The sequence below is a fragment of the Pseudoxanthomonas wuyuanensis genome (genome assembly GCF_900215535.1).
In the GTDB taxonomy this organism is placed as follows: domain Bacteria; phylum Pseudomonadota; class Gammaproteobacteria; order Xanthomonadales; family Xanthomonadaceae; genus Pseudoxanthomonas_A; species Pseudoxanthomonas_A wuyuanensis.
In genome coordinates, this window is record NZ_OCND01000001.1 from 179856 (window position 1) to 203091 (window position 23236).

The window sequence follows — 23236 nt, forward strand, 5'->3', positions numbered from 1 at the left end:
ATGGCCTCCGGCTTCTGCACGGATTGTCGGCGTTCGGGAAAGCGTCACCCGAAGCGGTGAACCCTTGCGCTTGCCAAAGGCGACTCACGCCTTGCAAAGTCGCCTTCGAAAGAACCCGGTATTTCCCCACAGTTACAAGGAGCCATCGATGAGCGACACCCAGGAGTTCTCCATCACGCTGGAACAGGAGTCGGACTACGTCTTCCGGATTTCTTTCGACGACACGCCGATTCCTTCGCTGGTCACCGATGAGTCGCCGCCGCTGGGCGGGGATGCCGGGCCCAATCCGTCGCGCCTGTTGACAGCGGCGGTGGCCAATTGCCTGTCGGCCAGCCTGTTGTTTGCGCTGCGCAAGTTCAAGAATACGCCGGGGAAAATCGTCACGCGCGCCACCGCGCACATGGCGCGCAACGAGCACGGCCGGCTGCGGGTGGAATCGGTCGATGCGACGATCACGCTGCCAGGGCTGGCGCAGGATTACCAGCAGCTGCCGCGGGTGCTGGCACAGTTCGAGGACTTCTGCATCGTCACCGAAAGCGTGCGTGCCGGGGTCGCCGTCAACGTCAGCGTGCAGGATCAGGACGGCACCCAGTTGCACGGCAGCCAGCCGCAGGCGCCGGCGTGAATCGCGCATCGCGACGTGCCGGCGTAGCTGGCGTTTTCGCCGCGGCGTTTGCGCTAGGCGGCCTGGCCGGCTGCAGCAAGCCTGCTGCCGGCATCGGCGGCGAAAACAATGCGCCCGCCATCGCTGTCGACACGGAGGCGGAGCGGATTGCCGCACAACGCGCCGAGGCGGCGGCAACCGATCTCGGCAAGGCGCTGCGCCTGGCCTTGCAGGCCAGGATGGCCGAGGGCGGGCCGGTGGCGGCGGTGGATTTCTGCCAGGCGCAGGCGCCGGCGATTACCGCGGCAGTGGGCCGGCAGCATGGCGTGACGGTGGGACGCACGTCGCTGCGCTGGCGCAATCCCGGCAACCGGCCTTCGCCGTGGCAACAGGCGGCGCTGGACGAATTCGCCGTGCGTGTGCAGGCCGGCGAGGCGCCGGAGCGGTTGCGCTATCAGCGGCTGCAGGGCGACCAACTGCACTATGCGCGGGGTATCCGCACCGAGGCAGGGTGCCTGTTGTGCCATGGAAGCACGGTGGCCGAACCGATTGCCGCCGCCATTGCCGCGCACTACCCGCAGGACGCGGCCACCGGCTTTGCCGAAGGCGATCTGCGCGGGTTGCTGTGGGTGGAGATACCGGTGGACATGCCGTCGCCGTGAGCGCGACGGCAGTCCTGTGCATGCCCTGGACAGGAGCGGCGTGGCATCATCGCAGTCCGGACGTTCCGTTGTAGACGCACTGTGACCGCACCCATCAAAGGCAAAGCCACCTCGCTGGACATCGCGCACCTGGCTGGGGTTTCCCAGCCCACGGTGTCGCGCGCGCTGCGCGGCAGTCCGATGGTCAACGAGGAAACGCGCAAGCGCATCCAGGCCATCGCCGAGCAGCTGAACTACAAGGTCGACAAGAACGCCTCCAACCTGCGCCGGCAGCATTCGGGCACCATTGCGCTGCTGTTTTTCGAGGACCCGACCCCGGACGATTCGCAGATCAATCCGTTCTTCCTGTCGATGCTGGGCAGCATCACCCGTGCCTGCGCGTTGCAGAGCTATGACCTGCTGATTTCATTCCAGCAACTGTCCACCAACTGGCAGGCCGACTACGAAGACAGCAACAAGGCCGACGGGTTGATCCTGCTGGGCTATGGCGACTACCTGCAGGCGCAGTCGCGGCTGGAGCAGCTGGTGCAGCAGGGCACCCATTTCGTCCGCTGGGGCGCGGTGCTGCCGGGGCAGCCGGGGGTGTCGATAGGCTGCGACAACTACCAGGGCGGGCGCGACATCACCGTGCACCTGTTGGAACAGGGCCGGCGGCAGATCGCCTTTCTTGGCGATGCCTCCAATCACTACCCGGAGTTCTTCGAGCGCTATCGCGGCTACGAGGCGGCGTTGCAGGGCATCGGCCAGGCGGCGCAACCCTCATTGCAGGTGGACGCCATCACGTCCGAGCAGTCCGGTTACGAAGCGGCGATGGAACTGCTGCAACGAAAGGTCGGCTTCGACGCCATCTTCGCCGCCAGCGATCTGATCGCCATTGGCGCGTTGAAGGCGCTGCACGAGCAGGGCTTGCGGGTGCCGGCGGACGTGGCGGTGGTGGGCTTCGACGACATCCCGCTGGCCAGCTTCGTCAATCCTGGCCTGTCCACCGTGCAGCAGGACACCAAGCTGGCCGGCACCATCCTGGTCGAAAGCCTGCTGAAGCTGATCAACGGCGAACCGGTCGAAAGCCGGACCATCCCGGTCAAGCTGGCGTTGCGCGGATCGTCCCGCGCCGCTTGAATCCCGCTTGGTGAATTGTGGGATGGTGGACTGTGGGAGCGACGTCAGTCGCGACAGACGACAGGTAAAGCTTCATCGCGACTCACCGGTGCCGGCATGCCGGCACCACTCCTGCAGGGAAGGGCATCGGCTCACCTTGGGTCAGGCGATTTGCGCGCCAACAGAAGCGTAGGGCGGGCCGGAGCCTGAGGTATCCCCACTTTTTTCCGAAGCCAGTCGTCCCCCAAGGCGGTTTGCGCGGCACTGCCGCGCGCCTTGGTGAACGCCCGGCGCGCTGCGCCGGGCCGGTTCGGCCGCGAAGCGGAACGAGCCCGCGGCCCGACGGAGAGCGTGTTATGGCCTTTGGGATGAGATGCGTTGCGCGCCAGCGCCGTTGCAGCAAGGCGGCCGGCGCCGTCCTTGGGTGGTGCCCAAGGCAAGCCGGGCAATGCGGCTGCGGCGGCGCTGGCACGCAACCCTTCGGGAAGGCCGCTGTCGCGGCGCCATGCCGCGTTGCACGCCTTGGCCAGGCCACCAGCCTGACCGGCGGCGTGCGCCTTGCCTGTCACCGCGACAGCAGCCTTCGCACTCACCCCAAAGGCCATAACACGCTCTTAAGACACGATACCGTCAGGAGGGCGGAGCACCCCCAGCCTGACGGCCGGCGACTCTCGCCGAAGCCGAGCTCCCCGAAAGTGGGCAGAGAAGAATCTGTGGGGATGCCTCGGGCCTTGGCGTGCCGCATGAGTCCATGCGGGTCCCAACAGGCGGGCCAAGGCCCGCCCTACGTCAATCGGACTTCGGCGACTTGCGCACCATCAGTTCGGCCAGGCGCTGGCGGGTGTCTTCGCGGCTCAGGGCCTTGTCGAAAAAGAACACGCGCACGCCGTGGGCGGGCACGTCCGCACGCAACGCACCGCGCACGCGCAGCTTGCGGCCGCTGAACGCGTCGAGCCAAGTGCCGGCTTGCAGGTAGTCGCTGACCGCCATCCGCGCTGGCGAATCGCCCTTGTTCAACAGCACCAGCGCGGTCTGGTACTGGCCGTCTTTCTGGTAGACGCGGTAGAACGCCGCTTCATCGCCCTTCAGCCGCACATTGAGCTGCAGGCCGCGTTGCAGGGCAGGGGAGGACTGGCGCAGCCTGGCGATGCGTTGCAGCGGCCGGTAGATCGGGCTTTGCGGCGCGACGTCGATGCGTTCCTGGCCGAAGTAGTTGCGGTTGCCCGCGTGTTCGGCGCGGCCGCGCATGAACCCGGTTTCCGAGCCGTAGTAGATGACCGGAATGCCGCGCGCGGTGAACAGCCAGTTGTGCGCGTCGATGAAGCCTTCATCGGAGGCATTCATGCGCGGCATGTCGTGGTTGTCGTAGAAGGTCATCAGATCGTAGGGATTGGCATACGGGCCGTCTTCCAGATACAGCGCCTGCTCCAGCGCGGCAAAGTCGCTGTCAGGCTTTTCGAACGTTTCCACCAGCTTGGCCCGCAGCGGGAAGTCCAGCACGCTGATGCTGCCGTTGCGTTTCCAGGTATGGGCGGCGATGGTGGCAGCGTCGTAGTCGAAGTTCTCGCCGAACATGAAGAAATCCGGGTGCTTTTCGCGGATGCGGTCAGCAAATCGCTTCCAGAAGCTGTGCGGCATCCAGCCGATGGTGTCGATGCGGAACGCGTGGGCGCCCTGGTCTATCCACTGTTCGTAGGCACCGGCCAGGTAGTCCAGCACTGCCGGATTGTCCTCGGCAAAATCGGACAGCTCGGCCACGCCCACCTTGCGGTTGTAGAAGCGGTGCAGGCGGTTCTTCGCCGGATCGAGTTTTTCCGGATGCAGATTCTGGTGGTCGGCCAGCAGCGCGCCGTCGCGGTCATAGATCTTGCCGAACTGGGGCTGGTCCTTGGGCATCGTATAGGCCGGCGAGCCATGGTTGCCGACGATATCCAGCACGATCTTCAGATCCTGCTCGCCCATCGCACGGGTGAACCCGGCAAAATCCAGCCCCGGGCTTGGCAGATGCTCGTCCAGCCGGTAGAAGTTGATGCCCCAGTAGCCGTGATAGCCGGTTTTGCCCTGGTCGGTCCAGAAGCTGCCCCAACTGACCGGCTTGCCGCCGCTGAAATGCTGGTCCGGATTGTCGACGATGGGCGTGATCCACACCGAGCTGAAACCCATCCCGCGGATATAGCCGGCGTTGTCCAGAACGCCTTTGAAATCCCCGCCCAGGTAACCGATGTTGGCGCTTTCGCCATCCGGGCCAGGGATGCGCCGGTCGAAGGTCGGGTAATCGCCGCCCTGGTCGCGATGATCGTTGGACGGGTCGCCATTGACGAAGCGGTCGGTCAGTACGAAATACACCGCTTCGCTGGCGAAGGGTTCGGTGGTGCCGTAGAACGCTTCGCCAGCCGGTTCGGCGGCGAACGCCGATGCGGCGCACAGCGCGGCGGCAAGTACGGAGAAGGGTTTGATCATCAGGCGGCCTGCGATGCGGATGGGAGCGGAGATTCGCGGACCCGCAACACGCACAGGCCGGAGATCAGCAGGCTGACGCCGCCGATGGCCAATGCGTAGATGGGTTGCCCGCCGGCGAAGGTCTTCAACAGGAATCCCAGGATGCTGGCGGCCACCAGCTGCGGAATCACAATGAAGAAATTGAAGATGCCCATGTAGATGCCCATCTTCTGCGCCGGCAGGCTGTCCGACAGCAGCGCGTAAGGCAGCGACAGGATGGACGCCCAAGCGAAACCGACGCCGACCATCGACAGCAACAGCCACTGCGGATCGCGGACGAACAGGAACGACAGAAGTCCCGCGCTGCCCAGGCAGACGTTGATCAGGTGGCTCACGCGCAGGCCCAGCATGCGCACCAGCAGCGGAATCACGATGGCGGCCAGCGCGGCGAATCCGTTGTAGGCGGCGAACAGCACGCCGACCCAGTTGGCGCCTTCGTTGTAGGCCGCCGATGAAGTGTCGGCGGCGCCGAAGTGGACCTGGGTGACTGCCGGCGTGGTGTAGATCCACATCGAGAACAAGGCGAACCAGGAAAAGAACTGCACCACGGCCAACTGGCGCATCGTGGCGGGCATGGCATGCAGGTCGGCGGCGATGGTGCTGAACATGTTGTGCGTGCGGCTCAGGCTGACCGCCAGCAGGATCAAGCCGTAGGCGGCAATGCCGCCGGCAAGCACGAACAACTGCTTGTCCAGTTTCAACGCCAGGATTGCAGCGATGCCGGCCGCACCGATCAGCAGCGCGAAGCCGCCTTCGCGCCGGGCCCTGCCTGCATCCAGGCTGGCGTGGCTTTCGTCGACGACGCCGGCATCGTCGAAACCGGCCAGTTGCTCGGGCGAATACTCGCGCGTGCTCAGCACCGTCCACGCCACCGCCAGGAACAGGATTGCGCCACCGGCATAGAACGCCCACTTGACCGTATCGGGAACGCCGCCATCGGCAGCCACATTGGCCACCCCCAGCCTGGTCAGCAGCCACGGCAGCAGACTGGCGACCACCGAGCCGATGCCGATGAAGAAACTCTGCATCGCATAGCCGGCCGGACGCTGCCGGGGTGCCAGTTGGTCGCCGACGAAAGCGCGAAACGGCTCCATCGAGATGTTGATGGACGCATCCAGCACCCACAACAGGCCGGCAGCGATCCACAGCGCCGGCGAGTTTGGCATGAAGAACAGCGCCAGCGTCGCCAGCAATGCGCCATACAGAAAGTACGGGCGGCGCCGGCCCAGCCGCGTCCAGGTGCGGTCGGAAAAATAGCCGACGATGGGTTGCACGATCAGGCCAGTCAGCGGTGCGGCCACCCACAGCATCGGGATGTCTTCGATATCCGCGCCCAGGGTCTGGAAGATCCGGCTGACGTTGGCGTTCTGCAGCGCAAAGCCGAACTGTATGCCCAGAAAGCCGAAGCACATGTTCCATATCTGCCAGAAGGACAGGCGCGGCTTTTCGGTCATGGGCGGGATTCCGGCGGAAGGCTAACGTGGGATGCGGCATCTTGCAGGCAACCGCTTCCAATTCCATGTTGCAGTGCAAACAGCGGCGGTTTCCGAGGCGGTGCAGAAAATGCTTCGCCGCAGCGCCGTAATCGGCCGCTAAACTATTGCCGTTGTTGGCGTTGCGGCGATCTGGTTGACGCGCAGCGGCATTCGGCGCGGCTTGCCGGTGCCGCGAAGGCGGTCCGGCTTGCATACGTATTCATCGGCTGTCTTGGCGGACGGCCCTCACCCCCAACGATGAGGCATGGAATAGTTGCGCCCGCTGAGCGCACCGAGGTCGGCGCGCGATTCAAGGATCGGGAAGCAATGACGAACAACAATTGGTGGCGCGGCGCGGTGATCTACCAGATCTACCCCCGCAGCTTCCTGGATACCAATGGCGATGGCGTCGGCGATCTGCCGGGCATCGTCGATCGGCTGGACTACGTTGCCAGCCTGGGCGTGGATGCGATCTGGATCTCGCCGTTCTTCAAGTCGCCGATGGCCGATTTCGGCTACGACATCGCCGATTACCGCGATGTCGACCCGTTGTTCGGGACGTTGGAGGATTTCGACCGGCTGCTGGGCAAGGCGCACTCGCTGGGCATCAAGGTGATGATCGACCAGGTGCTGAGCCACTGCTCGGTGGAACATGCCTGGTTCAAGGAAAGCCGCGAGAGCCGCGACAATCCCAAGGCCGACTGGTACGTGTGGGCCGACCCCAAGGAGGACGGCACCGCGCCCAACAACTGGATGTCGTTGTTCGGTGGCGTGGCCTGGCGTTGGGAACCGCGCCGCCAGCAGTACTACCTGCACAACTTCCTGGCCATGCAGCCGGATCTGAATTTCCACAATCCGGACGTGCGCCAGGCCACGCTGGACAACGTGAAGTTCTGGCTGGACAAGGGCGTGGACGGCCTGCGCCTGGACGCGATCAACTTCTGTTTCCACGACAAGCAGTTGCGCGACAATCCGCCAAAACCCAAGGAAAAGCGCGTTGGCCGCGGCTTCAGTCCGGACAATCCCTACGCATTCCAGTACCACTACTACAACAACACGCAGCCGGAGAACATCGGTTTTCTGGAGGACCTGCGCCGGTTGATGGACCAGTACCCGGATGCCGCGGCGCTGGGCGAAATCTCCTCGGAGGATTCGCTGGCAACCACCGCCGAATACGTCGGCGACCGGCGCCTGCACATGGGCTACAGCTTCGAATTGCTGACCGACGATTTCAGCGCGGCGTACATCCGCGGTACGGTCGAACGGCTGGAAGCGGCAATGACCGATGGCTGGCCGTGCTGGGCGGTGTCCAATCACGACGTGCAACGCGCGGTAACCCGCTGGGGCAACGGCGACAGTTCGCCGGCGCTGGCCGCGCAACTGGTGGCACTGGTGTGTTCGCTGCGCGGCTCGGTCTGCCTGTACCAGGGCGAGGAACTGGGACTGCCGGAGGCCGAAGTGCCGTTCGAGGCCATGCAGGATCCCTACGGCAAGGCGTTCTGGCCCAACTTCAAGGGCCGCGACGGTTGTCGCACGCCCATGCCATGGAATGGCACGGACAAAGCCGGTTTCAGCGATGGCCAGCCGTGGCTGCCGATTCCGCTGACCCACCAGACCATCAACGTGGCCGATCAGGAAGCCGATCCGCGGTCGGTACTCAACCAGGTCCGCGCCTTCCTGCGCTGGCGCAAAACCCAGCCGGCGTTGCAACACGGCAGCATCGATTTTATCGACGCGCCCGAGCCGGTGCTGGCATTCGTGCGCGAAACCCAAGGCCAGCGTGTGCTTGCCGTGTTCAACCTTTCGCCGTCGGCGATCGACTGGAGCTTGCCCGACGGAATGTCGCTGACCGCCATCGCCGGCCACGGCCTGTTGTCGGGCCAGGTGAACGGCGACCGATTGCACCTGCCGGCGCGCGGCCTGTTCTACGCCGCCGTGAACGGCTGAGCGGCAATCCCCGCGTTCTTTTTCGAGAGAGCAAGGCCACCGGAAGAGCTTTATGCACGCGCCGATAGCGTGAACAACACACCCCGAATCCCAACCCGGTGCTACAAAACACGAACAGAACTCTAGTGGGAGCGACGTGAGTCGCGACGTGATGCTTCCATCGCGACTTACCCGTGCCGGCATGCCGGCAGGACTCCCACAAGGTAGCCCCTGACGTGCAGCCGGAGATCGTGAACAGGTCCTTCGTCAGCGACCATCCAGCCGGTTCATCGCGGCCACCGCCTGTGGCCTGAACCATCGTGCCGGCAGCCCCGCGCATGGACAGCGATAGTTACCAAAAACCCTCTTTTCCCGCATGAATACGTATGCAGTGGCAATTGTGCAGCGCGACCGGCGACTACCATTGCCGCACGTTTTTGGGGCAGCAGCTCCGGCGTACAAGATTCAGGCGATTGCCCCGCGGCAACGTCCCTGTGTCACCGCAAACAACATCCTGGAGAGGGGAATATGTTGCAACTTAAGCGCAACCTGCTGAGCGTGGCTCTGGCGTCTGCCATGACGCTGACCGCAACCGGCGTGCTGGCCCAGACCGCCGACACCACACCTGACGAGCAGCCGCAGCAGGCCACCGAGCTGGACACGGTCGTGGTGACCGGCATCCGCCGCGGCATCGAAAGCGCCATTTCGGTCAAACGCGAATCCACGTCGATTGTCGAAGCCATCTCGGCCGAAGACATCGGCAAGCTGCCGGATGTCAGCATCGCCGAATCGCTGGCGCGCCTGCCTGGCCTGGCCGCGCAGCGCGTCGCCGGCCGCGCGCAGGTGATCAGCGTGCGCGGCCTGTCGCCCGACTTCTCCACCACGCTGCTCAACGGCCGCGAGATGGTCAGCACCGGCGACAACCGCAGTGTGGAGTTCGACCAGTACCCGTCCGAGCTGGTCAGCGGCGTGACCGTCTACAAAACGCCCGATGCCAGCCTCGTCGGCCAGGGTCTGTCCGGCACGATCGACATGCAGACCGTGCGCCCGTTGAGCTTCGACGGCCCCGTGGGCGCCATCGGTTTCCGCGGCCAGCGCAATTCCCTGGGCGCGGCCGCTGACGCATCCGCCTATGGCGAACGCATCAACGCCAGCTACATCACCCAGAACCAGGCCCGCACCTTCGGTTTCTCGATCGGCTATTCGCATTCGACCACGCCCATCCAGGAGAACCAGGTGGGCCTGTACGAACCGTGGAAGGACAGGAACGACGACGGAACGCCGCTTTATCGCCCGGGCGTGCCTGACTTCACGTACTACTCCGACGGCATCAAGGCCCTGCGCCGCACCGGCGAAACCAAGCGCGACGGCATCATGGCCACGTTGCAGTTCCGCCCATCCAATGCCTGGACCAGCACGCTGGATCTGTTCCACTCCGAGGCCGAGCAGGTCAGCACCGCCAACCAGTTCGAAGTCCATATCGGCAACTACAACGGCGGCTATGGCGATCTTGCCGTCACCAACCCGGTGGTCAACGGCAACAACACCTTCACAGGCGGCACCGCCAATAACGTCTATCCGTTGGTCCGTGGCATGTACAACTACCGCGAAGACGAGATCAACGCGTTCGGTTGGAACAACGAGTTCAACGTTGGCATGGCGCGCATCGTCGCCGATGTCAGCTGGTCCAAGACCAAGCGCGACGAGATCAATCTGGAAAACAACACCCAGCTGCTGCCTGCGCCGCAACTGGACTCGGTGGATCTGTCGTTCCGCAGCGGCGGGTTTTCTCAGCTCAATCCGGGCTTCGACTACTCCAATCCCGAATCGCTGTACCTGGCCAACACCATCTACGGTTCCGGCTACGGCAAGACCCCCAAGGTCGAAGACGAGCTCAAGGCTTTCAAGCTGGCCGCTTCGCTGCCGGCGCCAGAGATGCTGGGCTGGTTTGCGGATTTTGACGTGGGCGTGAACTACGCTGACCGCCACAAGCTGAAGCGCCAGCCGGAAGGCAATATCAACCTGGGTTCGCAGGGCGTCACGGCAATCGGGTCCGACCTGCAGTACGGGCTGGTGGATCTGGGTTTTGCTGGCGTCGGCTATATACCGTCCTGGAATGTTCCGGCCGCGGTCGCGCGCTATATGACCTTCAATCCGGTCGATAACCTGTCCTACCTGATTCCGAAGGCGTGGGACGTGAACGAGGAGATCACCACCGGCTTCGTGCGTGCCAACATCGATACCGAGTGGGGCTCAGTGCCGGTGCGCGGCAACATTGGCGTGCAGGTCCAGCACGTGGATCAGTCCTCGACCTCGCGCTACTGGGACAGCACGCAACCGGAAGGCAGCAACATCCAGCCCATCGAACGCGGCAAGACCTACACCGATGTGCTGCCCAGCATGAACCTTGCGTTCTCGCTGCCCGCCGATCAGACCCTGCGTGTGGGCCTGGCCGAGCAGGTGGCACGTCCGCGTGTGGACGAGCTGCGCGCATCGCTGGAGTTCGGTGTCAACACCGCCACCGGCGAACCCGGCGGCAGTGGCGGCAATCCGGAACTGGATCCGTGGCGTGCCTATGCCTTCGACATCTCCTACGAGAAGTATTTCGGCACCAAGGCATACGTGTCCGCGGCGTTCTTCTACAAGGACCTGCGCACCTACATCTTCACCGAAGCGCGCGACGGTTACGACTTCAGCGATTTCCTGGTGGATTACGTGCCCGGCCCGGGCGAGCCGCCAACGCAGACAACCGGCAGGTTCACCTCGCCCTTCAATGGCGAAGGCGGCACGCTGAAGGGTCTGGAGCTGACGGCCTCCATTCCGTTCGATCTGTTCAGCGAGACGCTGGCCGGCTTCGGCATCATCGCCAGCGCCGGCTTCAACGACAGCGACATCACCATCCCGCCGCCGCCGAATGCGCAGAGCAGCGTGGGCAGCGAGAACATCACGCTGCCGGGCCTGTCCGAGCGCGTGTACAACCTGACCGCATACTACGAGCGCAACGGATTCGAAGCGCGCGTAAGCCAGCGCAGGCGTTCGGACTATATCGGCGAGATCGGCAACTTCGACGGCGACCGCACGCTGCGTTACGTGGTCGGCGAGGACATCACCGATGCGCAGGTGAGCTACTCGTTCCCCGACGGCCATGCGTTGAGCGGCCTGAGCGTCCTGTTCCAGGTCAGCAACCTGACCAACGAGGCCTACGAGACCTACGCCGGAACGAAGGACCGTCCGCTCGAGTACATCGAGTGGGGCCGCACCTACCTGCTGGGTGTGAACTACAGGTTCTAAGCCCGGGCCCGCGACAAGCTCAAGAACCCGCCGGTGTCATGCCGGCGGGTTTTTCTATGCGTCGATCTCACCGAACCTGTACCGACGTCAGATCTACGAAGGGTCCTCTTCCGTAGCTGTAGGCGGACATTGGACCTCTGGATTCCAGCGATGGTGTGGTACTCAGGGACCAGGCTTGACATCAGCAGGAAGTTGAAAGTGAAACGTGGCGCCTCTCCCTTCATTGTTCGTTGCCCACAACTTGCCGCGGTGGGTCCGTGCGATCGTCCCGCAGATCGCCAAACCCAATCCAATTCCTTCCGGCTTGCTTGTGATGAATGGCATGAATATCCGTTCGAGGTCATCCGCGGGAATGCCGTGGCCCAGGTCGTTGACCGACACGGTGACTGTGCCGTCGTTCGTACTGGTGCTTATCCGCAGAGTGCGCCCGGTCTGCATGTTCCTCATGGCATCACAACCATTCACGATCAAGTTCAGCAGTACCTGCTGCAACTGAACCCGATCTCCGTAGATGAAGGGAAGACTTGAATCTAGTTCCAGAATCACGGAGATGTTTCTACTGAGAAAATCGCTATCCAGCAAATTCACAACGTCTCTAACGATGCCATTCAGTTCCAGCTTCTGATGGTCGACTCTCTCTTTGCGTAGCATTGCCCGCAGGCGGCGGATGACCTCGCTCGCGCGCTTGTCGCTGTCGACGATCTGGGTCAGGCTGTCCCTCACCTCGTCGAGATTGGGTGGGGAGTGCCCCAGGAACCGCAGCGCCGCCTGTGCATTACTCAGAATCGAGGTGAGCGGCTGGTTGAGTTCGTGTGCGAGAGAGCCGGATATCTCACCCAGAATAGCGACGCGGGCCAAGTGGGCCACCTCGTCCCGCTGCAGCGCAATTTCCTGCTCGGAACGCAGACGCTCGCCAATGTCTACAATTGAAGCAAGTACGAACATATCGCCGGAAACAGAGAGCGGCGTCAAGCCGATTTCCAGCGGCACCAAGGTGCCGTCCTTACGGCGTCCGAAAACGTCGCCGGCGACCCCCATGGGCCTGGTAACGGGGCTTTTCATATAGCCGGCTCGTTTGCGGGCATGGCTTGCGCCGGCGTTGTCGGGAAGCAGCATGTCGACGGAGCTCCCCAACAGCTCTTCTCGGCTGTAGCCGAACACCTTCTCGGCCTGCAGATTCGCCAGAGCGATGTTTCCGTTCGAGTCGGCCATGATCATCGCGGTCTGCGCCCCTTCCACCACCAACCGAAAGCGCTCATCGGCCTGGCGCCGCTCGGTGATGTCGTAGATGACGCCGTGCAGACATTTTGCGCGGCCATCCGGCGAGTATTTCACTTCGCCGTTCACCGTTAGCCAGCGTGTTCCGCCGCTCGGTGCCAACAGGCGAAACTCGCAGAAAAAGACACCGGTGCCGTTGACCGCCGTTTCCCGCGCCTTGCGCATCATCTTGAGATCGTCAGCATGGATCCGTGTGATGACATGCTCCCTGCCGATACGTTCATCTGTCGAGGGGAAACCGAGCAGATCGCTACCCTGACTGGTGAACCAGAAATCGTCGCTTTCCAGATCCCAGTTCCACAGGCCAAGTCCAGCTGCTTTCGCGGCAAGGGCCATCTGTTTTTCGCTGTCGCGCAAATCGGATTCGCTTTTCGTCAGGCTGCGCGCAAGTTTCGCGGCCCGAAGCACTTCGCCTCCCAACTCGTAACTCATGACCAGCACAATGCCGAAAAAGGACACATTGACCGTCATGGGGCCGGAAATCCATCCCAGCACTACGATTGCCGCCCAAACTGAGCTGAAGGCCACGAAGACTGCGATGCTGCCGCACACCAACAGTGCCCTGCGGCGCTCATGGAGATCTTGGCGACGCCAGACAGCGGCGATGGAACGAAGCAGGAACAGCAACAGGAATAGATTGCTCAGCTGACCCATGATCATCCATGGGTTGGGATCGCCGACAGGAGTGGCAACGCTCCCATGTCCCAAAATCTCGATGTGTTCGAGCGCGGTGATTCGCTCGAAATTGAGGTTTACGCCGGTGGTGAAATTGGGAACAAGGCTACCCACGCGCAAAGTGCACGCTGTCAGCCCCAGCCATGAGCGACCCAGGTGAAACTGCGTCTGGACGAAGGCCACCAGCGAAACGACCAGGACAGCCACTGCAGGATGTGCCCATCGCAGCACGGAAGCATATTGGTCAGGCGTCTTTGCCTGCATAGCCAACAACTCGCAAAGAGCGAGAGCGACCACCGAGAGTGCGACGACGCTGAATATGAGATGCGCCACGTTTTCCCGCTGACGGGCCCAGATCGTCAGATGGATGAGCCCCAACATCAAACTCGCGGCCCCCATCATCGGCCAGATCAGGTCGATCCCGTTCATGCAGTAACCCGTATGCCCCCGAGATTCGGGCTGAGTCTAACTGAGCGGCGTCATGTTGGGCACGTTAAGGATGTCCATTGCGGGGCTGGGTCCGCCGAAGCGGCCGGCCTGCTCCCGATTCGATGCCGACGCTGACTGCGGAGGTGTTGACGACAGATTGCAGACGGGGGAATTCCCAGTCATCTTGCCGCAACGCTGTCGACGACCCAGTTGATCGCATCCAGCAGAGCCTGATCGTCGACCGGTTTGCGAAGGAACATCCGTGCTCCCAGGCTGCGCGTCCATGCCCGGGTCTCTTCATCGTCACGCGCGGATACCGCAATCACCGGCAGGCGGATATCCCGTTCATTGAGGCGTGCCAATACCTGCGGGCCGGTCATATTTGGCATGGTGATATCGAGCAGGATGCAGGTACGTGGCGATTCGCGGACTTCAGCCAGAAACTCTTCGGCGGAATCGTAGGCCCGCGGCTCGAACCCCGAAGCCCTCATCAGGCGCGCGAAAGCCTGTCTGACGTCGCGGTCGTCGTCCACGATGTGCACGATGGCAGTTTTCGTTGCCCAGCCCACCATCGGAGCCCTCTGCTAACCATCAGTAATATTGCGACACGTCCGGTGCCTATCCGCGTTCAGCACCAGGCACGAGCCGTCGACGCAACTCCTGTTGCGGACATTAGATCGAAGGGAAGGGCATTGGTATGAGACTTTGATCTCATACAGCCGGGAATGGGACTTGCCTTGGCCTGGAGAGCGGTGCCGCCGCCTACAACCGGCAGCACAGATGCACAAGCTGGGCCACCGAGCGCACCTGCATCTTCGCCATGGCCCTTCCCCTGTGAACCTTGACGGTCTTCAGGGAAATGCGAAGGTCATCGGCGATCTGTTTGTTCAGGCGCCCCAGCATGACCTGATCGAGCACCTCGCGTTCCCGGGGGGAGAGCGTGCCGAGGCGGGCAGCAATGCTGTCCTTGGCGTCGCGGCGCTGGCAGTCCTGGCGATGCCGTTCCACCGCAGCGGCGATGGCCTGCAGCAGGATCTCGTCGTCGACAGGCTTCTCGAGCACATCGAGCGCCCCCCATTTCATCGCCTGCACGCTGGTGGCGACGTTGCAGCGCCCTGTCAGGTAGATGACGGGAAATGCATTGTCGGTTTCGCGTATGCGGTCGTGGAGCTCCGGGCCGGTCATGCCCGGCATGCTGACATCCAGCACCAGGCATCCCACGCCAGTGAAGGGCAACCGCGCCATGAATTCCTCGGCGGAAGCGAAGACCTCCGCCTTCCAGCCGACGGCACGCAAAAGCCGGGAGATCCCCGCGCGGACCTCCGATTCGTCGTCGATCAACAGTACGGTTGCATCGCCACAATCCATACGAAATCTCCCCACCGAATGATGGTCAGATCCACGTACGCGGAGGGGCAACCCCCAAGCTCGCCATCCCGCGCGTCCCAGACGTATAGCACGCCAGTCATCTCAACACGAAAATCGATTCTACGACAGGCCAGAAATCCCAACCCTCCGAGACCGGTCTGCTTCGGCAAGCAACACTCAAGAGCCCAAAGAAGCGTGGAGGTGACGTCAAGATGCAACTCGCCAATGGCGCATCCCGTGACCATAAGGCCCCAGCTTCACACGCAAGGACCGCATCGGGCATTGCACCTAGGTCCCATTGATGCGAATCGCCTGCCATTCCATGGTGCCGTTCGCAAGATGCGGGCAACTGGCACGGTTCTTGCCGCTCCTGGCCGCACCCTGTCGTCCCGCGTAAGGATTGGCCATGAACATCCTCATGAGCCAGTCACGCCATGTCTAGCTGGCAGGCCGGTGCAGCGGTTGGCAGCAAGCCAGAACTCGGCGATGACCTGGCGCGTAGCCGAAAGTTCCCGCAGGAGCAGCATGAAACCTATGTCCGGCATGATCGGGATGCACGTGGTGGGCTCCGCGTTCAGTGCATGGGACGTCCGTCCCATATCGACAGCCAAAACCCTATCCGCGCTTCCGCGATGCCGCCATGGCGCGTGCGCAAATACGGCGAAACGCCTAATGGCGGGGTTGGTCTTCTTGCTTGCCCATGGCGTGGACGCATTCGCGCAGGAAGCCGCCGCGGCAGTGCAAACCGAGACGGTCGTGTGCGAGGCGCGCGCTGTTGACGATACCAGACCGCGCATCGGTCTGGCGCTGGGTGGCGGCGGAGCACGTGGCTTCGCCCATATCAGCGTCCTGCGCTTGATAGAAGAACTACGTATCCCGGTGGACTGCATTGCCGGGACCAGCATGGGGTCTCTGGTCGGTGGACTTTACGCATCGGGCATGAGCGTAGACGAGTTGGAAAAGCTGGTTACCACCGCCGACTGGAAGCGCTTGTTCGACGATTCTCTGGAACGCCCGCAACGTTCGCTCCGACGCAAGCTCGACGACCGGGATGCGTTGTCCACGGTCGGCATCGGCTTCCGTGGCAACCGCGTCAAGCTGACGCCGGGACTGTTGCAGGGTGAACGCATACTTGCCCTGTTCGAGCGCTCCACCCAGCATGTCAGTTCGATAAGGGACTTCGATCTGCTGCCTATTCCGTATCGTGCCGTGGCCACCGACCTCAATAGTGGAGAAGCGGTAGTGTTGGATCACGGCAATCTGGCCTTGGCCATGCGCGCCAGCATGTCGCTGCCGGGCATCTTCCAGCCGGTGGAAATCGATGGCCGGGTATTGCTGGATGGCGGGCTGGTCAACCAGGTTCCGGTGGATGTGGTGCGCGCGATGGGGGCGGACATCGTCATTGCGGTGGATGTAGGAACGCCGCTGGCGAAGCTGGACCGCAATGCAAGCCTGCTGCAAGTGGTCTCGCAAATTTCCGGCATGATGACCACAGGAAACACCCGCAGGCAGAGCCAGACGTTAGCCGGGCGCGACGTGTTGATTGTGCCGGCCCTGGGCGATTCCGTGGCCACCGGTGATTTCACCAAAGCGCACGAGGCACTGGCCATCGGCACCGAGGCGGCCGAGCAGGCACGCGAGCGGCTGGCGCCGTTGTCCCTCGCCACTGACGAATACGCGGCGTTGCTTGCGCGCCGGCCCAAGGGGGCAACGGAACCGCCGGTCATCGAGTTCGTGCGACTCGAGAACCAAACCGACTACGCCGACGAAGTACTGATGGCCTATGTCTCCATTCCGACAGGCATGCCGCTGGACCCGCTGAAAACGGAGGAGGGATTGCTGCGCGCATACGGGCTAGGCACCCTGTCCGGCATCACCTACGAGGTGGTGCAGGAAGACGGCCGCTCGGGAGTGCTGTTGCGCGCACGTCCCAAGCCGCAGGGGCCGAACTACCTGCAGCTCGGGCTAACGGCCAGCTCCGACTTCGACGGCTCGTTCGAAAGCAATATACGCGCGGCCATCCTGTTCTCGCCACTGACACCGAACGGCGCAGAGGCACGCGTCACCGCTACCCTTGGCAGCGAACCTGGCCTGAAAGGCGAGTACTACCATCCTCTCGATCCAGCCAGTCGCAACATTCTGTATGCCAGCGCGTTCTACGAAAACCCCGGTCTGAATGCTTACGACGACAGCGGCAACAAGGTGGCAGCTTTCGACGTACAGAGGAAAGGCATCGAACTGCGTGCGATCCACGAGTTCGGCAACTACGGCGCTATCGGTGTCGGTGCCAACCGCGCCAGTGGCAAGGCGCGCGTTGAAATCGGAGATCCGCAACTGCAACCGTTCGAATTTCAGGACGGCAGCATGTTCGCGCAATTGGACATGGACCGCCTGGACAGCCTGTTCTTCCCGCGCAACGGCTACTACGCCCAGTTGGGTTACTCCATTGCGCGCGAATGGATGGGCAGCGACGGGGACTATGAAACGGTCGACATCGATGCGCTGGCGGCGAAGAGCTTTGGCCAGCATAGCTGGCAACTGGGAGGCAGATACCATTCCACTCTGTCCGGCCTGCTACCCATCCAGAACCGATATCGCCTGGGAGGTCGCGGCCGCCTGGCCGGCTTCCATACCAACGAACTCACCGGACAGCACTATGCCCTGGTGTTCGCCGGCTACACCTACGAGTTGGCGAAGCTGTTCGGGCGTTCCGCCCTTGTCGGCGGAACGGTCGAGTACGGCAATGCGTGGGAGCAGCGCCGAGACATGCGATTCGGAGATGGGCTCTTGAATGCCAGCATCTACACCGGCTTCGATTCCTGGATCGGGCCAATGCTGCTGGGCTATGGCTGGCGGGAAGACGGCAATGGCGTGCTGTTCCTGGAGATTGGCCGGCCCTTCTGAAAGCAGACGGCGATGGGATCAAGGTCCAATTCCACCTCCTGGCTTGGCGTCATAGGGTGCGAACGCAGCCGCTGCGCTGTGCCTGTCATCTTTTCTCCTGGCAACCGGAAGGAATACGTCAATGCGTCACCCCATGCGCACCCTCATCCTGGCCTTTTTTACCCTGCTGACCGTGGGCTGCGCCACGGGACCGGTGGCGACCGCCGACTACGATAGCGGCGCCGACTTCAGCGCTTATCGCAGCTTCGGCTTTTTCGAGCCGCTTGGCACCGATGTCGCTGGCTACGAATCGCTGGTGACGCAAACCCTGAAGGCGGCGACGAGGCGCGAAATGGAATCCCGCGGCTACCGGTATGCCGAGGCCAATCCCGACCTGCTCATCAACTTCAACGCCAAGCTGGCGCAACAGACCCAGGTGACGCAAACGCCGGCCCCGCCCGCGTACTACGGGTATCGCCGCGGCATCTATGGCGGGTGGAGCGGCTACGGCTATGAGACGCACGTGAACCAGTACACCGAAGGCACGATCAATATCGATATGGTCGATGCGCAGCGCAAGCAACTGGTCTGGGAAGGCGTGGCGGTCGGCCGGGTCACCGAAAAGCAGCGGCAGGACAGGCAAGCCGCAATCGCCGTAGCCGTGGCTGAAATCTTCACCAAGTATCCATTCCGGGCCGGTGGCTGAGTCAGTGCTCATGGGTCACTGGTTGATATCGTCAGCGACAGGCAGGACCTTGGCGTTCGCCTTTGCGCATGAGCGGACCTGGGCCGCCAGAAGGTGAATGGGCTGCGGCCAACGGCAAGCCCTACCATGGGATCAAGGTCCCATTCCGCCCATTCGCCTCCGGCCATACCCTCACCGCTATCGGCGACACATCGACTCACGGCCTTGCGTGAACGGCCACGGTCCCGATGCCGGAAACATCACGGAAAACCAGGAGACGAATTGAGAACGTCGGAAAGTCGTGACCGCGAGTTCCTGTGCCGCTACTGCGGCAGCGTCTACTGCCAGCAGACGTGGTCGGGAAACGGTTTCGTCCATGTCGTGGTACGGCCCTGAGCGCTGGACGGTGGCTTTCCTGCGCATGAATGGACCTAGCCAACAGGGGCGCTTCGGATAGCGCAACCCAAGCCGGCAATACGCGGGGCACGCGTTTTTTTTCGACAACCTGCTAGAGGCGTTTCACCAACAACCCAACAGGAGTTCACCATGCATCATTTCGCCCGCTTGATCTTTGTAACCGCACTGCTGGCCGCGCCGGCCTGGTCGAAGGAGGCGAAGCACGAGTACACCGCGGAAGAAGCGCAGATCTACGCGAACATGCGCGCACTGCAGGAGCAGGTAGGCGAGGGCAAACGTGCCTTCATCGAAGAGCAGTTGGCCCTGACTCCGGAACAGGCCGTGAAATTCTGGCCGGTTTACGACGCCCACCAGGCAGGGATCGCCTCCCTCAACAAGCGTCGGCTGGACAACATCCTAGCCTACGCGCGCGACTGGAACACGGACACGCTGGACGATGCCGCAGCGGACAAGCTCGCCAGGGAAGCTCTGGATATCGAAAGGGACGAAGCCGCACTGATGGAGAGAAGCTATCGCAAGCTGAAACATGCCGTGCCCGCCTTGAAGGCAGTGCGCTACCTGCAGGTCGAGTCCAAGGTGCGCGCCATCGTCCGCTTCGAGCAAGCGGCGGAAGTGCCGCTGGCCATGTAGCGCCCAACCGTTTCCGGCCACCACGCGGGACATGCAATGAGAACGCGCTTTCGATACGGATCCATTGCATCCCTGCCCGGGTTGAATCGGGGCAGGCGCGCAGGAACGCCTCGCGCCTGGGGCGGAAGAGAGCGCTCTGCAGGGCAGTCGGTGCTCCAAGGACAAGGATTTCAGCCTGCTTCGCAGGCTCAACCACCGGCCCGCCTTCCGAAATCGATCCCAACGCTACCCAAGGAGTTGCAATGAAAAAGATCCTACGACACTCGACCTTCGCGTCCGCAGTCTCCTGTCTGGCGATACTGGCTCCCGCCGCGCAAGCCGCCGAAGGCGGGGGGTGGGACTGGATGGTGGCGCCATACGGATGGGCGGCCTCCATTGGCACCGATCTGCGTTCGGGAGAGCCGCCGTCCGGCGGCGTCAGCAGCGATGTCGACTTCGACGACATCATCGACAAGATCGATGGCGCTTTCCAGATTCACGTCGAGGGGCAGGGTGACCACTTCGGCGTGTTCGCCGATTTCACCTTTCTCGGCCTCGCCGACGAGAAAGATCATCCGCGCTTCCATTCCGAGTCGGATCTGGATACCCGACTGTTTGAAGTCGCGGCGGTATGGAGCCCGGGAGAACAGCGGCACCAGGGCATCGAAGTGTTCGCGGGTCTGCGCTACATCGACGTCGACGCCACCGTGCAACTGGAACCGGAGAATCCGCTGTTCGACACCACCCGGATCGATGGCGGCGCCTCCTTCAGCGATTTCATGCTCGGCGTCCGTTACACCTGGGCGATTTCCGACCGGTGGGGAGTGACGTTCCGTGGCGACGGTTCCTTCGGTGACACCGAAGGCACCTGGAACGCCAGCGTCGTTGCCGATTACAAGATGAAGCATGGCGCCTGGCTGTTCGGCTATCGCTATCTGGACGTGGAGCTGGAGACGCGCGGCAACCGGTTCGACATCACCATGAATGGTCCGATGGTTGGTTACGGATTCATGTTCTGAGCGAGGCGTCCATTCTTCGCATGCGCCGACAACTGTTCAACACGCTGGGAGATGCAAGTGGAAAAATTGACCTTCACCATGCTGGCAACGCTCGCGTTTACGCTGCCGGTCGCCTCCTGGGCGCAGAAGCCAAGCGCCTACCCTGCAAAGGGTCAGACCGCCGCGCAGCAAAGCGCCGATGACGACCAGTGCCTGGCCTGGGCCAAGCAAAGCACCGGGATCGACCCCGCCGCGGTTGCAGCCGCACCGCCCCCGCCAGCGGGTCCGCAAGGCGAGCGCCTGCGCGGTGCCGCACGGGGTGCAGCGGCCGGCGCCGTGGTAGGAGAAATCGTGGATGGCGATTCCAGTAAAGGCGCAGGCGTCGGCGCTACGGCCGGCGTAGTGGCTGGCGGTGTACGCGCGCGGCATAACAGGGCGGCCCAGGCGCAGCAGGCACAAGCTGCCCAGTCGCAGGCGTTGGGCACTTACTACACCGCATATGGCGCGTGCATGCAGGGACGGGGCTATACGGTCAGGTGAGCTCGCCTGCGACAAGGAGAAGCGAAATGGGTTCGCAATGGGGCCGCTTGCCTGCCTTTCTCTTGCTGCCGATCGGTTGTGTGCCATTGCTCATCCACGCCCAGGACACCGAGGCGCTGGCCAAGCAGTTGGCCAACCCGATTGCGAGTCTGGTCAGCGTGCCACTGCAGTTGAACTACGACGGCGGCATCGGTCCCTTCGATGACGGCGCAAAATTCACCCTGAACGTTCAACCCGTCATTCCGGTTTCGATTGGCGAGGACTGGAACATGATATCGCGCACCATCATCCCGGTCGCCAGCCAGTGGGACGTCTTCCCGGGCGCCGGCAGCCAGTTCGGGCTTGGCGATACGGTGCAGAGTCTGTTCTTTTCGCCCAAGGCCCTGACCGCCAACGGCTGGACTTGGGGTATCGGTCCGGCATTCCTGATTCCGACCGCTACCGATGAACTGCTGGGCGGCGAGAAATGGGGCGTGGGCCCCACCGGCGTGGCGCTCAGGCAAACCGCCGGCGGCTGGACCTATGGCGCGCTGTTCAACCATATCTGGTCGTTCGCTGGCGACGACAATCGTGCCGACATCAACGCCACCTACCTGCAGCCGTTCCTGGCCAGAAGCCTCGGTGCGGGCCACACCGTCTCGGCCAGCCTGGAATCGACCTATGACTGGGAAGGCGGGCAGTGGACGGTGCCCTTCAACATCGGCTACAGCAAGGTCAGCCGCATCGGCAGGCAACTGGTGAGCTACCAGGGCGGCATCCGCTACTACCTGGAAGCGCCCGGCAACGGCGCCGAGTGGGGCGTACGTTTCATCTTCACCCTGCTTTATCCCAAGAAATAGCCGAAGGACGCTATGAGCGACTATCTACTCGGATCCATGCCCATCGCGGCCGTCTATCTTTGCGTCGCATTGCTGATCCTGTCGGCATGCGAGACCGGCTTCCGGATAGGCAGTCGCCACCACCGGACGCATCAGGACAAGGAAGCACCGGGTTCGGTCGGACCGATAGTGGGAGGCTTGCTGGGCATGCTCGGCTTCGTCCTTGCGTTCACGTTCTCGATGGCGGCCAACCAGCATGACCTGCGCAAGCAGAATGTGCTCAACGAAGCCACAAAGATCGCCACGGCTTACCTGCGGATGGATCTGATAGCTCCTGAGCACGGCAGCAAAGCCAAGCATTTGCTGCGCGAATACGTAAGTGTCCGTTTACAGGCCGCACAGAAAAGAACGGACTGGCAGTCGGCCCTGAACCGCTCTCTCGAAATCGACGACCAGTTGTGGGCCGAGGTGGCGGCTGCGGCGGTCGCCCATCCCACCTCGAGTACCTCGCTGGCGGTTCAAGGTGTCAACGAAGTGATCGACATACACGAGCGGCGCGTAGTCGGCGCGCGTTACAACCGGATTCCGGGCAGTGTCTGGGTAGGACTGATGGCCATCACCCTACTGACCATGTTGACCATCGGCATGCAGATTGGCCTGACCGGCAAACGAAGGCTGCTGGCGATAACGCCGCTGTCGTTGGCTTTTGCGATGCTGGTGACCCTGATCGTGGATCTGAATCGTCCCGACGGTGGATTCATCACCGTAAGCCAACAGCCAATGATCGACCTGCAGACCATGATGGATAGGTCACCAGAATAGTTGCAAGCCTGTTCCACAAGCCGCGCCGGGGTGGCGGTTACGGGCGTCGACCTGGTGCTTCTGCACGCCGCGGACGCATCCGAAGCGGCGGCTGATTCGATTGTCGTCGCTCGACGCAGCAGCGCAGCCAGTTTTCGGTCCTGGACGAACCTGTAGACC

Annotated in this window: 17 protein-coding genes; 12 read left to right on the plus strand and 5 right to left on the minus strand. The window is 62.8% G+C overall.

All coding sequences use genetic code 11. The features are described from left to right. The first annotated feature begins 148 nt into the window (after positions 1 to 148). The 3 genes from CRO39_RS00830 to CRO39_RS00840 all read left to right on the plus strand — a co-directional run bounded on the left by CRO39_RS00830 (position 149) and on the right by CRO39_RS00840 (position 2385). Positions 149 to 625, plus strand: coding sequence for an OsmC family protein (locus tag CRO39_RS00830; protein WP_097119985.1), 477 nt, complete (start codon positions 149 to 151; stop codon positions 623 to 625). Beyond that, a complete protein-coding gene (locus CRO39_RS00835; protein WP_162125760.1) occupies positions 622 to 1266 on the plus strand; it encodes a Tll0287-like domain-containing protein in 645 nt (214 codons plus the stop codon). Before CRO39_RS00830 ends, CRO39_RS00835 begins: the two co-directional genes overlap by 4 nt. A gap of 81 nt (positions 1267 to 1347) precedes the next feature. Beyond that, the gene (locus CRO39_RS00840) at positions 1348 to 2385 is read left to right on the plus strand and encodes a LacI family DNA-binding transcriptional regulator (RefSeq protein WP_238394585.1); all 1038 of its coding nucleotides are present in this window, start codon (positions 1348 to 1350) and stop codon (positions 2383 to 2385) included. A gap of 768 nt (positions 2386 to 3153) precedes the next feature. Here the strand turns inward: CRO39_RS00840 and CRO39_RS00845 are convergent. Continuing rightward, positions 3154 to 4824, minus strand: a complete 1671-nt coding sequence (locus CRO39_RS00845; RefSeq protein WP_097119986.1) for an alpha-amylase family glycosyl hydrolase — start codon at positions 4822 to 4824, stop codon at positions 3154 to 3156. Then, entirely contained in the window at positions 4824 to 6317 is a 1494-nt protein-coding gene (locus tag CRO39_RS00850; protein ID WP_097119987.1) for an MFS transporter, read from the minus strand. Before CRO39_RS00850 ends, CRO39_RS00845 begins: the two co-directional genes overlap by 1 nt. A gap of 348 nt (positions 6318 to 6665) precedes the next feature. On the opposite strand from CRO39_RS00850, the gene CRO39_RS00855 reads away from it, so the two are divergent. Both CRO39_RS00855 and CRO39_RS00860 read left to right on the plus strand, forming a co-directional pair. Next, positions 6666 to 8285 carry an alpha-glucosidase family protein gene (locus CRO39_RS00855; protein ID WP_097119988.1) on the plus strand — a complete coding sequence of 540 codons (1620 nt, stop codon included), beginning with the start codon at positions 6666 to 6668 and terminating at the stop codon, positions 8283 to 8285. A 507-nt stretch (positions 8286 to 8792) separates the two neighbouring features. Continuing rightward, positions 8793 to 11555: a TonB-dependent receptor gene (locus CRO39_RS00860; RefSeq protein ID WP_097119989.1), complete on the plus strand. Its 2763-nt coding sequence runs from the start codon at positions 8793 to 8795 to the stop codon at positions 11553 to 11555. A 162-nt stretch (positions 11556 to 11717) separates the two neighbouring features. On the opposite strand, the gene CRO39_RS00865 is transcribed toward CRO39_RS00860, so the two are convergent. The 3 genes from CRO39_RS00865 to CRO39_RS00875 form a co-directional block, all read right to left on the minus strand. Continuing rightward, a complete protein-coding gene (locus CRO39_RS00865) occupies positions 11718 to 13937 on the minus strand; it encodes a two-component system sensor histidine kinase NtrB (protein WP_097119990.1) in 2220 nt (739 codons plus the stop codon). Between the two features lie 179 nt (positions 13938 to 14116). After that, positions 14117 to 14509, minus strand: a complete 393-nt coding sequence (locus CRO39_RS00870) for a response regulator transcription factor (protein ID WP_097119991.1) — start codon at positions 14507 to 14509, stop codon at positions 14117 to 14119. 190 nt (positions 14510 to 14699) lie between these two features. Then, a complete protein-coding gene (locus CRO39_RS00875; protein WP_202926294.1) occupies positions 14700 to 15278 on the minus strand; it encodes a response regulator transcription factor in 579 nt (192 codons plus the stop codon). A gap of 699 nt (positions 15279 to 15977) precedes the next feature. Between CRO39_RS00875 and CRO39_RS00880 the strand changes: the two genes are divergently transcribed. The 7 genes from CRO39_RS00880 (at position 15978) to CRO39_RS00910 (ending at position 23077) form a co-directional block, all read left to right on the plus strand. Continuing rightward, positions 15978 to 18209: a patatin-like phospholipase family protein gene (locus tag CRO39_RS00880; RefSeq protein ID WP_244904246.1), complete on the plus strand. Its 2232-nt coding sequence runs from the start codon at positions 15978 to 15980 to the stop codon at positions 18207 to 18209. A 133-nt stretch (positions 18210 to 18342) separates the two neighbouring features. Then, positions 18343 to 18894 carry a DUF4136 domain-containing protein gene (locus tag CRO39_RS00885; RefSeq protein WP_097119994.1) on the plus strand — a complete coding sequence of 184 codons (552 nt, stop codon included), beginning with the start codon at positions 18343 to 18345 and terminating at the stop codon, positions 18892 to 18894. A gap of 525 nt (positions 18895 to 19419) precedes the next feature. Continuing rightward, positions 19420 to 19920, plus strand: coding sequence for a Spy/CpxP family protein refolding chaperone (locus CRO39_RS00890; RefSeq protein ID WP_097119995.1), 501 nt, complete (start codon positions 19420 to 19422; stop codon positions 19918 to 19920). Positions 19921 to 20162: 242 nt separating this feature from the next. Beyond that, positions 20163 to 20918, plus strand: coding sequence for a hypothetical protein (locus CRO39_RS00895; RefSeq protein ID WP_141400664.1), 756 nt, complete (start codon positions 20163 to 20165; stop codon positions 20916 to 20918). Between the two features lie 57 nt (positions 20919 to 20975). Further along, positions 20976 to 21437 carry a glycine zipper family protein gene (locus CRO39_RS00900; RefSeq protein ID WP_238394584.1) on the plus strand — a complete coding sequence of 154 codons (462 nt, stop codon included), beginning with the start codon at positions 20976 to 20978 and terminating at the stop codon, positions 21435 to 21437. A gap of 26 nt (positions 21438 to 21463) precedes the next feature. Then, positions 21464 to 22276, plus strand: coding sequence for a transporter (locus CRO39_RS00905; protein WP_238394583.1), 813 nt, complete (start codon positions 21464 to 21466; stop codon positions 22274 to 22276). 36 nt (positions 22277 to 22312) lie between these two features. After that, entirely contained in the window at positions 22313 to 23077 is a 765-nt protein-coding gene (locus CRO39_RS00910) for a bestrophin-like domain (protein ID WP_141400665.1), read from the plus strand. Positions 23078 to 23236 lie beyond the last annotated feature (159 nt).

Excerpts from the sequence above, each read along its gene's own strand:
- CRO39_RS00830 (WP_097119985.1), top strand. The coding sequence starts at position 149 with ATGAGCGACACCCAGGAGTTCTCCATCACGCTGGAACAGGAGTCGGAC.
- CRO39_RS00845 (WP_097119986.1), bottom strand. The coding sequence starts at position 4,824 with ATGATCAAACCCTTCTCCGTACTTGCCGCCGCGCTGTGCGCCGCATCG.
- CRO39_RS00850 (WP_097119987.1), bottom strand. The coding sequence starts at position 6,317 with ATGACCGAAAAGCCGCGCCTGTCCTTCTGGCAGATATGGAACATGTGC.
- CRO39_RS00855 (WP_097119988.1), top strand. The coding sequence starts at position 6,666 with ATGACGAACAACAATTGGTGGCGCGGCGCGGTGATCTACCAGATCTAC.
- CRO39_RS00860 (WP_097119989.1), top strand. The coding sequence starts at position 8,793 with ATGTTGCAACTTAAGCGCAACCTGCTGAGCGTGGCTCTGGCGTCTGCC.
- CRO39_RS00865 (WP_097119990.1), bottom strand. The coding sequence starts at position 13,937 with ATGAACGGGATCGACCTGATCTGGCCGATGATGGGGGCCGCGAGTTTG.
- CRO39_RS00870 (WP_097119991.1), bottom strand. The coding sequence starts at position 14,509 with ATGGTGGGCTGGGCAACGAAAACTGCCATCGTGCACATCGTGGACGAC.
- CRO39_RS00880 (WP_244904246.1), top strand. The coding sequence starts at position 15,978 with ATGGCGGGGTTGGTCTTCTTGCTTGCCCATGGCGTGGACGCATTCGCG.
- CRO39_RS00885 (WP_097119994.1), top strand. The coding sequence starts at position 18,343 with ATGCGCACCCTCATCCTGGCCTTTTTTACCCTGCTGACCGTGGGCTGC.
- CRO39_RS00890 (WP_097119995.1), top strand. The coding sequence starts at position 19,420 with ATGCATCATTTCGCCCGCTTGATCTTTGTAACCGCACTGCTGGCCGCG.
- CRO39_RS00895 (WP_141400664.1), top strand. The coding sequence starts at position 20,163 with ATGAAAAAGATCCTACGACACTCGACCTTCGCGTCCGCAGTCTCCTGT.
- CRO39_RS00905 (WP_238394583.1), top strand. The coding sequence starts at position 21,464 with ATGGGTTCGCAATGGGGCCGCTTGCCTGCCTTTCTCTTGCTGCCGATC.
- CRO39_RS00910 (WP_141400665.1), top strand. The coding sequence starts at position 22,313 with ATGCCCATCGCGGCCGTCTATCTTTGCGTCGCATTGCTGATCCTGTCG.